The sequence below is a fragment of the Pseudarthrobacter sp. MM222 genome (assembly GCF_947090775.1).
Taxonomy (GTDB): Bacteria; Actinomycetota; Actinomycetes; order Actinomycetales; family Micrococcaceae; genus Arthrobacter.
Window position 1 is genome coordinate 433,121 of record NZ_OX352321.1, and the last position, 13,543, is coordinate 446,663.

Here is a 13,543-nt window from a genome sequence, read left to right on the forward strand (position 1 = left end):
GCTAGAGTGCGGTGAATTTGAGCAGAAATGCGTGTTCGGGGTTGAGGGCGGGCATGGGCAGTCCCACCTCCGCCAGGAAACGGCCGTCCGCAACCGCGCCGTCCGCCATCCAGGCCGGGGGCTTGACCTGCGTGAACGTATGCGAATAGTCGGCGTCACCGGGAGCCGGGAAGACAGGCTCCACACGGTACTCCCGGTCCGGCTCCAAGCCGGGGATGGAGATCCGCCCCGGTTGTTCGGCGAGGGCGGTGCCTGTGCGGACGAGGGCGAACAGCGCCGCCGTCGAGCCCGGGGAAACGGTGGCCTGGGAGGCGCCGCTGGGAGCCACGACGCCGTGCAGCATCAGGGAATCGCCGGGCACGTCCGAGCGGACCATGCGCCCGGAGTGAATCAGGCCGCGGTGTTCCTTGTAGAGGGCGATGAAGCGTTTGAGTTCCTCACGCACGGCGCCCTGGACCCCGCGGACATCCCATTCCATGCCGAAGTGGCCAAACAAAGCCGTGATGGCACGGAACGACAGATCGTGCGTGCGGGCCGTGGTGTGCGAGGTGGTGGGGCCGACGTGCCCGCCCACGAGTTCGGGCGGGACCACCAGCCCGGTCCAGCGCTGGATGGTCTGCCGTTCCAGGGCATCGTTGCAGTCCGAGGCCCAGATGCGGTCCGTGCGTTCCAGGATGCCCAGGTCCACACGGGCCCCGCCGGAGGAGCAGCTTTCAATCTCGACGCCGGGATGGGCCTTCTTGAGTTCGTCAAAGAGCCGGTAGGCGGCCAGGGTTTGTTCGTGGACCGAGGAGCGGCCGGCATGGCCGTGCTCCAGCTGGTCCCTGTTCTGGTCCCACTTCAGGTAGCTGATGTTGTTCTCGCGCAGCAGGGCGTCGACGCGGTCGAAAATGTACTGCCACGCGTCCGGGTTCACGAGGTCGATCACCTGCTGGTTCCGCCATTCGATCGGCAGGCGGCCGCCGTCCTTGTAGCTCTGGACGGAAGGACCAACGATCCAGTCGGGGTGCGCGCGGACAATGTCGGAGTCCAGGTTGACCATTTCGGGTTCCACCCAGAGCCCGAATTCCATCCCGCGGGAGGTGACGGCGTCGATGAGCGGTGTGAGCCCGTTGGGCCAGAGGGTTTCGTCGACGTACCAGTCGCCGAGGCCGGCGTGGTCGTCGCGGCGGCCGCGGAACCAGCCGTCGTCGAGCACAAAACGCTCGACGCCAAGATCCGAGGCGGACGCGGCCAGTTCGATCAGCGTGTCTATGTTGTGGTCGAAGTAGACAGCTTCCCATGTGTTCAGCACCACCGGGCGCGGCTTTCCGGCGGGCAGGCCGGTAGCGGCAGCGGGCAGCACGTGGTGCGGGCGGTTGCGGAACCAGCTGTAGAAGGCCTCGCTGATGCCGTCCAGGCCGCGGCCGGAGTAGGCGGCGAACAGCGCAGGGCTGGTGTAGCTGGCACCCGGCTGGAGGATGACTTCGGCCGGGCCGAGGAGTTCGGAGCCGCCGATCATGGTGCGGCCATCGCCGATGCTGTCGGCGAACTGTTCGTGGTTACCGCTCCAGGCGAGGTGCGTGGCCCAGACCTTTCCGTGGCGGTTGCCGAAACCGGTGGTCCCGGCTGCGAAGAGCAGTGAGGAGTCGTGCCCGGTCCGGCCGTGTCGGCCGGTGCGGACCCAGGTGCCCTGCTGGATGGGGCGCCGCTGCGGGTGGCGTTCCCGGCACCAGCGTCCGGTCAGGTCAAGGAGTTCGACGGCGGCGGGTGCCACCGGGAGAACAGTGGCCAACTCGTCGAGCTGGTAAGGCGTGGTTCCGGTGTTTGTGACGGTGTGGCGTAGTTCCAGCAGGCCGCCGTCATGCAGGGTCAGGACGGACGATATGCGGATCCCGGCGTCGGCGTCTGCCTGGATGATGACGACGGCGCCAGCGCCGTCCGATACCACCTCAGTCACGCGGAGCCGTACGGAGAAGTCGTAGCCGGGAACGCCGTCGGCAATGCGGTGACCTCGCAGAGCGGGCCGGCCTCGCCAGCTGGATGAGGCCTGCGGCAGCAGGCCCGCGGGAACGGTGGCGTCGGCGGACGACGGTGGGATGGCTGCCTTGAGGATAGCGAGGTCCGGCAGGGTGCTGCCAAGGTCCGTGCCCCAGTGGATGACCTCGGCTTCCCCGCTGTCGAAGCTGATCACCAGGCTGGTGCCGGCGGAACGGAGGTGGAGGGGTTCCATAAAATGCTGTCCTTCTGAGTGGGAGTGAACGGGTAGGGCTGCGCGCCGGGGGAAGACGACGCCCGCGGCGCGCAATAGGTATTGGGGTCGCTATTTGGAGAGGGCGTTGACCTGTTCATTGGCTTGGGTGATGTCTGATTCGGCTGCGAATTCGTCGATGGCCGCGAGTTCCTCGCCGGTAAATGCGAGGTTGTTTATGGCGCATAGCGTGTCTTCCAGTTGCTGGACGCTGGATGCACCCACCAGGGCGGAGGTGACGGGTGACCCCTTGGGCTGGTCGCGGAGGATCCAGGCGATGGCCATCTGCGCCAGTGATTGCCCGCGGCCGGCGGCGATCCTGTTGAGCCCGCGGACACGGTCCAGTTTGTCCTCGGTCAGGGCAGATTTGGACAGGAACCGTTGTTTGGCCGCCCGCGAATCGGCCGGGATGCAGACCAGGTAGCGGTCCGTCAGCATGCCCTGCGCCAGCGGGGAGAACGCGATGGAACCGGCACCCACCTCTTCCAGCGCCTCGTAAAGGTTCGGCGTTCCGTTTTCGGTCCAGCGGTTCAGCATGGAATAGCTGGGCTGGTGGATGAGCAGCGGGGTGCCGAGGCCCTTCAGGATCCGGGCAGCCTCGATGGTCTGTTCCGGAGTGTAGGAGGAGATGCCCGCGTACAGCGCCTTGCCGGAGCGCACGGCGTAGTCCAGCGCCCCCATGGTCTCTTCCATCGGCGTCGCGGGGTCCGGCCGGTGGCTGTAGAAGATGTCCACGTAGTCCAGGCTCATCCGGCCCAGCGACTGGTCCAGGCTGGAGAGCAGGGACTTGCGGGATCCCCAGTCGCCGTACGGGCCCGGCCACATGTAGTAGCCGGCCTTGGTGGAGATGACGAGTTCATCCCGGTACGGCTTGAAGTCGTCCTGCAGGTGGCGGCCGAAGTTGGTCTCGGCCGAGCCGTCCGGCGGGCCGTAGTTGTTGGCCAGGTCAAAGTGGTTGACGCCGAGGTCGAAGGCGCGGCGAAGGATGGCGCGCTGTTCATCGAAGCGCTTGTCGTCGCCGAAGTTGTGCCACAGGCCCAGGGAGATGGCGGGAAGTTTCAGGCCGCTGCGTCCGACGCGGCGGTACGGCATGGATTCATAGCGGATGGTTGCAGCCGAATACGTCATCGGTGCCTTTCTGCCTGCCGCTGGAAGAAGCGGGCCGGCGCACGGGTGAGGGAAGTTTGAAGGCAGGAATGAACCGGCCGGAAAGGGTCAACCCAGGAGGTCAGCAGGTACGTGAGGGCCGCAACAAAGCCAGGGTGGCCCTGACTCCTTGGTGCGGACAGTACTGAGATGCTTCGAGCGAAGCCCAACCTGCAGTGTTTCGCGGCGGGTGTGCAGCCTCCCGCCATCCGAGGCTGCACACCCCGTTTTTTCGTACTTTATTCAGCGTCGACGATTACCGTGGCCCGGTAGGCTGCCCAGTGCTGCGCTGTGGCTTGCAGGGACGAGGGCGGGATGGGCTGTTCGCCGGGGTCGGGAACGTCGAGGCGGTCGGTGTAGTAGAGGCTGGGAACCCCGAGACGTGTTTGTGCCAAGGTCCAGCTCTGGTAGGCGGCTTGGCTGGGCAGGGCCCAGCCGTCGGTGTCGATCAACAGTTCCGGGCAGGCTGCCCGGGCGACCCGGGCCCGGTGGGTCAAGGTGTCGACGACACCGGTGCCGGGGGTGGTGTCGGGTGGTTCGGTGTGGCCGCCTGGCTGGTCGAGCATGAGCACGTCGTTGAGGCGGAGCATGTCGGTCACGTCGCGGAAGCCGGGGTCTGGAGTGTGCGTGACCACGAGGGCGTCGGGGTTGATGTCCTTGATGGCCTGGTACAGGACTGCGAGCAGTTCGTGGAGCAGGTCGATTCCCCATGACGGCCCGGCATGGGTGAGGGCGGAGCCTGCGGGGGTGGAGGCGGTGAAGTCTATTTTGATCCCGTCGGCACCGAGCTCGCCGATCATGGACCGTGCTGCTTGCTGGATCAGCTTGCGCCCGGCCGGTGATTCGGGGTCGAGGGCGACCGGCTGACCGGTGTGGTCACGGACGCAGGCTTCCGGTGGTGCGCCCTCGGTGTCCCAAGCCTTGTACCAGAGCAGGACCCGCTGGCCGGCGTCATGCCGTTCCCGGATCCAGCCGGCCATGTCCGGCCATTTTTCGGTGTCGGGCCGGCAGGTGGCATAGTCCTGCTGCCATTTGTCGTCGATGACGATGGTTCCGGGCACGATCCCGTGCGTGGCAAGCGTCTTGAGATAGCCGTCGTAGTCTGCCTGTCGTGCCCGGTCGACTGCCGGGCGCTGACCGCCGATGGAGGCCATTGCGTCGGCGTTTTGGGCGCCCCAGCCGCAGAACATCGGTTCGAGCCATTCTGGTGAGGGCGGGGCCTGGGTGCGGGCGGGCAGCAGACCTCGTGCGTCGAGCAGCTCGCGGTAGCGTTTGAGCCCTTCGTAAGGGTCATTGGCGAGGAACAGCAGGAGTGTGGGTGTGCTGAATTGGCCCTCGACTGAGGTGTGTCCGTCGTAGTCGTAATGGAGGGAGAAGCCCGGGGTGAGGGCGTCGTAGGTGAGTTGGGTGAAGGGGCGCCGCTTTGTTGCGACACCGATCATCAGGCAGGGCCCGCCCGATACCGTGGAGGCGTCGGGGTCGTTGGGGGAGAGGGCCAGGCACAGTGGGGGTGGGGTGAAGAGCCATCTTCCGACGCCGGGCTGACCACCGTCTCCCACTACGCCCAGGGCGGCGGATTCACCCGCAGGGCGGAGGACCTGCCAGGGCCGGTCCGGGTTGGGGGAGAAAACGCTGCTGTGCAGCAGGTCACTGGGAAGCAGGCCGGAGCCGGCTACGTGGGCGCCGAGCTGGCGGATGGATGTGATGCGGCCTGTGCCCTGGACGGTGGTGGTCAGTTCGAGGGCGTCACCTTCGGCGCTCAGCTGGGTGTGGTGGTGCTGCCACAGTGAGCTCGCTGCCGTGATTCCCACCTGGGTGAGGTTCCCGTCGGTGGCGTTGACGTTGACGTCTGTGACACGGATTTCGTCAGTGCCGGCGGTCGTATTGATGCTGGCAAGCAGGCGAAGGCGCGCCAGGGATGCGCCCCCGGGGGTGGCCAGGGTGAGGACCTGACGCGCAGGGTCGATCGAGATCTCCATGCCGGCGGCCAGGAAGGGACGTGTGCTGTTCGCATGCAGGTCCAAAGTCAAGGGGTTCTCCGTGGGTTGGGTTGGGGTTTCCGGCGGCGTTTCATCCCGTGGGATGTTTCTGGTCATGGTTTCCAGGGGAGGCTGTTCCCGTGGCGGGTTACCATTCCTGCCTTTCCTGGATGGTTCCGTACGGGATATCGGGGTGGAGCTGGACGGTGAAGTCCCGAGCGGAGTGCCGGGCAACGAGTATCCCTTTGCCGCCGCAGAGCGGGGCCCGTTCGGCGAGGATGTCCACGGCTTTGTCCAGTTTGTCCTCTAATTGGCTGCGTTTCTGGACCCGAATGTGGAAGAGGTCTTCATTTGATGCATTGGTGTACATGGTGGTCCTGGGGGGTGGATGGTTATCGCGGGTGGAAGGGGCGGAACCTAGAAGGTCCGCCCCTTCCATTGGCGTCGGATGGTTACTTGAAGAGGGCGTTGACTTGTTCGTTGGCCTGGGTGAGCGAGCTGGCGGCGTTTTTGCCTGCTACGACGGCGTCAACGGCGGATTTCATGATGCCTTCGACCTTCGGTGCCTTATCGGCGATGGGGAAGAGGAACGTGGCGCCGTCCTTCACGGGCCGGGTGAAAGGTGTGACGTCGACGCCCTTGGCCTGGAAAGCCGCTGCGGCCTTTTCGGAGGAGGTCTTGACTGCGGGGAAGACGACTGCCTTGGACGCGACGATGTCCTGGCAGGCTGCGGATCCGAGGTATTCGACGAACTTCGCCGCGGCGGCTGGCTTCTTCGTGCCGGCCCAAATGGTGTCCCCCAGACCGTTCAGCATGGATGCCCGCTTGCCGTTGACCCCGGTGGGGGTGGGTGCGATACCGAGGTTGATGTCTTTGTAGCTGGTGTACTGGCCGATCGTCCAGGAGCCGTTGACGTTGATCGCTGACTTGCCGGCGGCGAAGATGTCAGCGGTGCTGGCTCCGACCGTGGTTTCCAGCTTGGGCATGTAGCCCTTGTCGATCAGGCCGGCGTACCAGGCGATGGTCTGCTGGAACTTGGGATCGTCGTAGTTGAAGTGGGTGCCCCAGGGGTTCTTGTCGGTGTGGGTCCAGCCGGTGGTGCCGGTGAGGTAGCTCCATTCGGTCTGGCCCAGGCCGCCGCCTGCGCCGTTGAGGCCCAGGCCGTAGACGGCGACGTTGTTCTTGTCGAAGCCGGGTTCGTCGCCGCGTTTGCCGCTTTTGTCCACGGTCAGGTGGGCGATGGTCTTCTCGTAGCTGCCGCCGTCCTGGGGGTTCCAGGTGAGGTTTTTGATCTGGTCCTCGCTGATGCCTGCGTCGGCGGTCATTGTCTTGTTGTAGAAGATCGCGACCGTGTCCCAGTCTTTCGGCAGCCCGTAGCGCTTGCCGTCTTCGCCGACCCAGAGGTCGGCCAGTCCTTCGTTGTAGATCGAGAGGTCAACTGAGTCCTTCTTGAGGGCTTCATCGAGAGGCAGCAGCTGCTTGGTTTTGACCAGTTCCGGGTATTTGGTGAGGTGGTTGGTGAAGATGTCCGGGGCGTTTCCGGCGACGAAGCCGTTGGTGAGGGTGGCCCAGTAGTCGTCCCATCCGCGCTGGGTGACCTTGACGGTGATGTCCGGGTTGGCCTTGTGGAAGTCGTCGGCGCACTGCTGGTAGGCCGGGCGCTGGCTCGGGTCCCAGAGCCAGTAGCTGAGCTCGCCTTTTGCTTCTTCGGATGAGGGGCCTCCCCCGCTTCCGCAGGCGGACAGGGCCAGGACGGCGGCAGCCGCAACGGCGATGGCGCCGGCTGTTTTCTTTTTCATGGTGGGTCCTTTCAGGACAGGGTGGGGCGCACCGGAAGGGGGTGGCGCTGGTTTGTGGCGGGTTTGGGAGCTGGTTTCGGGGTTATTTGATGCCGGAGAAGCCGATGGAGTTGACGATTTTCTTGCCGAAGGCGACGAACAGCAGGAGGATCGGCAGGGCCGAGACGAGGGTGGCGGCCATCAGGCCGGACCAGTCAGGAGCGCCTTGGGGGGCCTGTGCCTTGAAGACGCCGAGTCCGACGGTGAGGACCCTCAGGTCGTCTTGGTTGGCGACCAGGAGCGGCCAGAAGTATTCGTTCCATTGGCCGATGAAGGTCAGCAGCGCGAGGGTGGCCAGGGGTGCTGCGGCGTTGGGGAGGACGATTTGAAAAAAGATCCGCAGGTGTTTGGCGCCGTCGAGCATCGCTGCCTCCTCGACTTCCCGGGACATGTTCAGGAAGAACTGCCGCAGGAAGAAGATCGCGAACGGGCTCATGAACAGGTAGGGCAGGACCAGGCCGAGCAGGGTGTTGAGCAGTCCGAGGTTTTTGATAAGCAGGAAGTTAGGCAGTGCGGTGAAGATTCCCGGGACCATCATGGTGGCGAGGAAGAGGCTGAAGACTGCATTCCGGCCTTTCCAGCGCAGCCGGGCGAAGGCGTAGGCGGCCATCGCGCTGAAGAACAGTGCACCTGCCGTGGTGATGGAGGCGAACAGGACAGAGTTGCGCAGGTACAGCCAGAAATCGATGTGCGCCCCGGAGCCGCCCTCTGCCATTGCTTCTTCGGCCGACTGGAGTCCGAACACGCGCTTGAAGGCGCCGAGGTTGAAGTCCGCCGGCAGCAGGTTCGTGGCGTTGCTGGCCAGCGAACCGTTGGTGGACAGTGAGGTCCTGATGACCCAGTAGAACGGCAGCACGGAGGCGGCCACGGCCAGGATGATCAGGGCCCAGGACATCGCCCGGCGCACGGTTATGGGTTTGCGGAGGCGCTGAAAGCGGGGACGGGAAGGGCGGTTGGTGGCGGTCATGGTTGGTTTCCTTAGTCCAGGTCCGACTCGTTGCCGCGGAGGAACTTCATCTGCACGAAGGCCACCACGGCGAGGATGACGAAGAGGATGACGGCGAGGGCGGAACCGTAGCCGAAGTCTGACTCGGTGAAGGCTTTTTGGTAGATGTAGAACTGCAGGACGCGGCTGGCGTTGACGGGGCCGCCCTGGGTGGTCACGGCAACGGTGTCAAAGATCTGGATCGATCCGATCGCGGTGACGATGACCACCAGCGCGATGACCGGGCGCAGCAGCGGCAGGGTGATGCGCCGCAGGGTCTGGATAGGGGAGGCGCCGTCGAGCTCGGCCACCTCGTAGATTTGCCGGGGAATGGCCTGGAGACCTGCGAAGAGGAGCAAGGCGGTGTAGCCCACGTGGCGCCAGGTGTTGATTAGGGCCTGGGTGGGGATGGCCCATGCCTCGCTGCCGAAGAACGCCACCCGCGGCCAACCGAGGGCTTCGATGAAGTGGTTGACGATGCCGATCTGGTAATCGAGGAGCCAGAACCAGAGCAGTGCCGCGATCACGTTGGCCATCAGGTAGGGCAGGAGCAGCGCCCCCCTGATCAGGGTGGACCTGGCGACCCGGTGCATCAGCAGCGCCAGGCCCAGGGCCAGTGTCGTCTGGAGGACCATGTTGATCAGCACGTATTCGCCCGTCACCGCCAGTGCATTCCAGAACAGCGGGTCTTTCGCGATCGCGGCGTAGTTCGCCCCGCCAACCCACTCCGGTTCACCCAACAGGCTGTACTCGGTGAAGCTCAGGTAGGTGCCCCGGACCGCGGGGACCACATAGAAGGTGACAAAACCGAGCAGGGCCGGGGCGATGAAGAACAGGGCAATCCGCAGGTCCCCGTGGTTCCGGCGCCAAAAGGGCTTCCCGGCCCGTCCTGGTGGTTCATGAAGAGCTGTGCCGGCTCTGGCGGCCCGGCTGGCGGCAGTGGTGGTCATCATTGATCCCTCTCCTGTGAGGTAGGTAACACTTGGCGGCTACTCTACGCGCGTTGCGCAAATCATTGCAAGCTATTTCCCGTAATTCAGCGGATGTTGAGGGCAAAATAAACAACCCCTTGACGCGCGTAGATTTTTGGCCCATTGTTTTTCCCATGACTTCTTCAATTGGAATCGTTGGTGCAGGACAGTTCTCAGGCGTATTCGCCAAGCTCTTCGCTGCCCACCCCGGAATCTCAGACATCTACTTCACCGACCTCATCACTGAGCGTGCAGAGGCGCAAACCAGCAACGTTGGGGCTGCAGGAACGTTCGACAGCTTCGAGGCAATGCTTGAAAGCGACGTCGACGCCGTTGCGATCTTCACCCAGCGCTGGACCCACGGACCCCTGGTGGTGCAGGCGCTGCGCGCCGGCAAGCACGTCTACTCCGCCGTGCCGATGGCGATCTCCGAAGCGGAGATCGCAGAAATCATCGAAGCGGTCCGGGAGACCGGGCTGACCTACATGATGGGTGAGACCAGCTACTACAACCCGGCAACCGTCCTGGCCCGCAAGAAGAATGCCGAGGGCGCCTTCGGCCGGATCTTCTACGCGGAGGGCGACTACGTCCACGACATGGACCTCGGCTTCTACAACGCCTACCAGTACAGCGGCGGACAAAACTGGAAGAGCACCGCCAGCTACCCGCCCATGCTCTACCCCACCCACTCCGTGGGCGGAGTGCTCGGAGCAACCGGCGGTCATGCCGTCAGCGTCAGCTGCGTCGGAGTCCGGGATGAGCGCGGCGACGGCGTCTTCGACCGCGAGGTCAGTATGTTCGACAACGACTTCTCCAACGCCAGCGCCCTGTTCGAACTCGCCGGCGGCGGGTCCATGCGCATCAACGAGTTCCGCAGGGTGGGCTACCCCTCCCACCTGCGCGAGAGCCGCTTCCGCTACTTCGGCACCGAGGCAAGCATGGAACAGCTCGCCCTGGTCAGCGTCTGGCAGGACAAGCACGCCGTGACCGACATCAGTGACCAGCTCGAGACCCAGGCCACCATGGACGCGGATGACCCCTTGTTGGCCGATGTGGCTCCAGCACTGCGCGATGCGTTTATGTCCGGCATGGCCTCCGTGCACGACGCGGGACGCCTGCCGGCGGAGTTCCGCGGACTGCCCAATGGGCACGAGGGCAGCCACCACTTCCTCGTGGACGACTTCGTCACCGCCATGAACACCGGCACCCTGCCTCCGGTCAACGCCTGGGAAGCGGCCCGCTACACGCTTCCCGGCATCGCTGCCCACCAGTCCGCCCTGCGCGGCGGCGAACGCCTGCCGGTGCCCGACTTCGGCGACGCTCCCGCAGAGCTGCCCCGCCCGGCACTCCGCGAATCCGCCAAGTAAACGCCGCTAGCATGGTTGCCATGCCGCACCACACCTCACAAGCCAAGCCCACCACACGCGACGACGTCGCCCGGATGGCAGGGGTCAGCCCCGCCGTCGTCAGCTACGTCGTCAACGGCGGGCCCAGGGCCGTGTCCCCGGCGAACGAGGCCAAGGTGCGGCAGGCAATCAGGGCGCTGGGCTACCGGCCCAACGCGGCAGCCCGGGCACTTGCCCTGGGTTCCAGTGAGATGCTCGCCATGATCGTCTCCGATGCGATAAATCCGTTCTACGCCTCGCTCGCCCGCGCCGTTGAAAACGCCGCGGCCGAGCGGGGCTACACCCTCCTGCTGGCGGACTCCCAGGACTCGCTCCGCACAGAGCGCCGCCTCATCAAGAACTTCGCCGCCCGGAGGGTGGACGGCCTGTTCCTCTGCAGCCTGCTGTTCGAACCCGATCTGATGGATCTTGAACAGGCAGACATCCCCGCCGTGCTCCTGAACCACGCCACTGACCTCGCCACAGCAGGCAGTCCCGCCGTCGTGAAACACGGCGCGGGAGGCCACGGTTCCAATTCCGTCGGAGTGGCCTTCCAGGACGGGGCACGCATGGCGGTCGAGCACCTCATCAGCCACGGCCACGAACGCATCGGGCTGGTCATGGGCGGCAATGCCGACAGTGACCTTGACGCACGCGAGGTCGGATGGCATCAGGGGATCCAGGATGCCGGCCTCACGGAGGGCCCCATCGTCAGGGCACCGTTCACCCGCGAGGGTGGGTACCGTGCCGGACAGGAGCTGCTGGCCCGCAGCGAGCGGCCCACCGCCGTCTTCGTCAGCTCCGACCAGCAGGCTGCGGGGCTCCTCTGCGCCCTCCACGAGGCCGGCCTCCGGCTACCGGAGGACCTCGCCGTGTTCTCCTTCGACGGCGCGCCCGAATCTGAATACACCTGGCCCCGGCTCAGCACAGTCGCCCAACCTGTAAACGACTTGGCGCAGACCGCAGTGGAAGCCCTCCTGGCTCCAAACCCCGGAGGGGAAACGCAGACCAGAATCTTCCCCACCGAGCTGGTACTGCGCGCTTCCTGCGGCTGCCGCTGACACAAACACAGCCTCTCCGGCTGCGCTAAAGGCGATCACCTGCCGGTGGAGGGCCGGCATCCCCCAATACTGGGAGAACCCGCTCCTCCGGGCCCGACGTCCGTCCTCAACCGTCCACCGGCGACCGCGTTTCCTTGCTGCCCGGAAGTCACCCCGACAACCGCCGCAGCTGCCACCTACCCCCGGCGACCCACCGACTACCCGTTAAGGCACCCAACGTCATGATTGCTATTCCCGCCCAAGAGGATGACATCTTCAGGCCCGCCATCCACTACACGGCCCAAAACACCTGGCTGAACGACCCGAACGGACTCGTCTACCACGAGGGCATCTACCACCTCTATTACCAGAACAACCCCTTCGGGAACGTCTGGGGCAACATGTCCTGGGGCCACGCCACCTCGGTGGACCTGATCAGCTGGGACGAGCAGCCCGTGGCCATCCTCTGCGACGCCGAAGAGGACATCTACTCCGGCAGCATCGTCGTCGACCAGTACAACACCAGCGGCCTCGGCAACGGGCTCAACGCCCCACTGGTGGCGATCTACACCAGCGCCTACAAAGACAGCTCAGCCCGCCGCGGCACACAGGCCCAGTCCCTGGCCTGGAGCTCCGACGGCGGCTACACCTGGACGAAGTACCAGGGCAACCCCGTCCTCGACAGGAACTCCGCAGACTTCCGCGATCCGAAGGTATTCCGCTACAACGGGCCCCCGGGCAGCTATTGGGTCATGGTGGCCGTTGAAGCCAACGAGCACAGAGTCGTCATCTATAGCTCCGATAACCTTCGGGACTGGCGCTATCTCAGCAGCTTCGGACCCGCCAACGCCACCGGCGGCGTCTGGGAGTGCCCTGACCTTTTCCCTTTGCCACTGGACGGCGACGAAGAGCGGACCAAGTGGATTCTCACCGTGAACCTCAACCCCGGAGGACCCAATGGCGGGTCAGGGGGCCAATACTTTGTCGGCCACTTCGACGGCGTGGCCTTCACATCCGAAACAACCGTCACCGCCGGCAGCTGCCAAACGGCCGAGCTCGACGCCTACCACTGGCTCGATTGGGGACGCGACTACTACGCAGCCGTGTCTTTCAACAACGCACCCGATGGGCGCCGTCTCATGGTCGGCTGGATGAACAACTGGCAATACGGCGCCGCCATCCCGACCTGGCCATGGCGCAGTTCCATGTCACTCGTTCGCGAAATGTCCCTGGTCACAGACCAAGGCCAGCCCCGACTGTCCCAACGGGTCGCCGACGAATATCGAACCGGCCACGCACTGTCGGTGAACACCTGGTCTGATCTTGCAATAGATGAAGGAATGCGCCACCTGCACACCGGAGCACCGGTAGAGATCATCGAGGTGACCTTCATCCCGGAATCCGCGGACGAATTCGGACTCATCATTCGAGGCAACGGCACCGACGGCACAAGCATCGGCATCCGCCCCTCCGAAAACCGGCTCATCATGGACCGGACAAGTTCCGGCAACACGGAATTTCATGACGCCTTTGCTTCCACCGATACGGCACCACTGAAACCGGCCTCCGACGGCTCATACACTCTCACCCTCTTCATCGACCACTGCTCAGTGGAAGTCTTCGCCCAAAACGGCCAGGTCACCATGACAGGCCTTATATTTCCCGGGCCGGACAGCACCCGCGTGTCCCTCTATGCCAAAGGCGGGACCGCCACGGCCCCCTGCCTGAAAGTGACGCGACCCGCGGGACCAGCAATGCGAAACGCAGAGCCATTGGTCCTGAGTCGATAGCGCCTAACGACCAAGGAGTAGGACTTCCCAAGGCTCAGAGTGTGCCTTCGTTGGTGCCGGCCAACCCCCAAACGTCATTGCAGTAGTGCAGACGGCTTCTGACATTCCGTGCAGACGACTTCTGAAACTGACAGGTGAAGATTTCTCACCGTACGTCAGAGGTGTCTCGAAACCCATCT

The 13,543-nt window shown here is 64.7% G+C and carries 10 protein-coding genes; 3 read left to right on the forward strand and 7 right to left on the reverse strand.

Annotation, left to right across the window (positions count from 1 at the left end; all coding sequences use genetic code 11):
• Position 1: 1 nt before the first annotated feature.
• From OM977_RS02180 to OM977_RS02210, 7 genes are all read right to left on the reverse strand, one after another.
• Positions 2 to 2,212 (reverse strand): alpha-galactosidase, encoded by a 2,211-nt coding sequence (locus tag OM977_RS02180; RefSeq protein WP_264355922.1) that lies wholly within the window; start codon positions 2,210 to 2,212, stop codon positions 2 to 4.
• Between the two features lie 90 nt (positions 2,213 to 2,302).
• Positions 2,303 to 3,358: an L-glyceraldehyde 3-phosphate reductase gene (gene mgrA, locus OM977_RS02185; RefSeq protein ID WP_264355923.1), complete on the reverse strand. Its 1,056-nt coding sequence runs from the start codon at positions 3,356 to 3,358 to the stop codon at positions 2,303 to 2,305.
• Positions 3,359 to 3,615: 257 nt separating this feature from the next.
• The gene (locus tag OM977_RS02190) at positions 3,616 to 5,406 is read right to left on the reverse strand and encodes a hypothetical protein (protein WP_264355924.1); all 1,791 of its coding nucleotides are present in this window, start codon (positions 5,404 to 5,406) and stop codon (positions 3,616 to 3,618) included.
• Between the two features lie 97 nt (positions 5,407 to 5,503).
• Positions 5,504 to 5,725 (reverse strand): hypothetical protein, encoded by a 222-nt coding sequence (locus tag OM977_RS02195; RefSeq protein ID WP_264355925.1) that lies wholly within the window; start codon positions 5,723 to 5,725, stop codon positions 5,504 to 5,506.
• An 82-nt stretch (positions 5,726 to 5,807) separates the two neighbouring features.
• Entirely contained in the window at positions 5,808 to 7,154 is a 1,347-nt protein-coding gene (locus OM977_RS02200; protein ID WP_264355926.1) for an ABC transporter substrate-binding protein, read from the reverse strand.
• Positions 7,155 to 7,236: 82 nt separating this feature from the next.
• Positions 7,237 to 8,160, reverse strand: a complete 924-nt coding sequence (locus OM977_RS02205; RefSeq protein ID WP_264355927.1) for a carbohydrate ABC transporter permease — start codon at positions 8,158 to 8,160, stop codon at positions 7,237 to 7,239.
• 11 nt (positions 8,161 to 8,171) lie between these two features.
• Entirely contained in the window at positions 8,172 to 9,131 is a 960-nt protein-coding gene (locus OM977_RS02210) for a carbohydrate ABC transporter permease (protein ID WP_264355928.1), read from the reverse strand.
• Between the two features lie 152 nt (positions 9,132 to 9,283).
• On the opposite strand from OM977_RS02210, the gene OM977_RS02215 reads away from it, so the two are divergent.
• The 3 genes from OM977_RS02215 (at position 9,284) to OM977_RS02225 (ending at position 13,364) form a co-directional block, all read left to right on the forward strand.
• A complete protein-coding gene (locus tag OM977_RS02215) occupies positions 9,284 to 10,516 on the forward strand; it encodes a Gfo/Idh/MocA family protein (RefSeq protein ID WP_264355929.1) in 1,233 nt (410 codons plus the stop codon).
• 11 nt (positions 10,517 to 10,527) lie between these two features.
• A complete protein-coding gene (locus OM977_RS02220) occupies positions 10,528 to 11,595 on the forward strand; it encodes a LacI family DNA-binding transcriptional regulator (RefSeq protein ID WP_264355930.1) in 1,068 nt (355 codons plus the stop codon).
• A gap of 221 nt (positions 11,596 to 11,816) precedes the next feature.
• Positions 11,817 to 13,364 (forward strand): glycoside hydrolase family 32 protein, encoded by a 1,548-nt coding sequence (locus tag OM977_RS02225; protein WP_264355931.1) that lies wholly within the window; start codon positions 11,817 to 11,819, stop codon positions 13,362 to 13,364.
• Positions 13,365 to 13,543: the final 179 nt, after the last annotated feature.

Coding starts and splice junctions, on each gene's coding strand:
- OM977_RS02180 (WP_264355922.1), bottom strand. CDS start 2,212: ATGGAACCCCTCCACCTCCGTTCCGCCGGCACCAGCCTGGTGATCAGC.
- mgrA (WP_264355923.1), bottom strand. CDS start 3,358: ATGACGTATTCGGCTGCAACCATCCGCTATGAATCCATGCCGTACCGC.
- OM977_RS02195 (WP_264355925.1), bottom strand. CDS start 5,725: ATGTACACCAATGCATCAAATGAAGACCTCTTCCACATTCGGGTCCAG.
- OM977_RS02200 (WP_264355926.1), bottom strand. CDS start 7,154: ATGAAAAAGAAAACAGCCGGCGCCATCGCCGTTGCGGCTGCCGCCGTC.
- OM977_RS02205 (WP_264355927.1), bottom strand. CDS start 8,160: ATGACCGCCACCAACCGCCCTTCCCGTCCCCGCTTTCAGCGCCTCCGC.
- OM977_RS02210 (WP_264355928.1), bottom strand. CDS start 9,131: ATGATGACCACCACTGCCGCCAGCCGGGCCGCCAGAGCCGGCACAGCT.
- OM977_RS02215 (WP_264355929.1), top strand. CDS start 9,284: ATGACTTCTTCAATTGGAATCGTTGGTGCAGGACAGTTCTCAGGCGTA.
- OM977_RS02220 (WP_264355930.1), top strand. CDS start 10,528: ATGGTTGCCATGCCGCACCACACCTCACAAGCCAAGCCCACCACACGC.
- OM977_RS02225 (WP_264355931.1), top strand. CDS start 11,817: ATGATTGCTATTCCCGCCCAAGAGGATGACATCTTCAGGCCCGCCATC.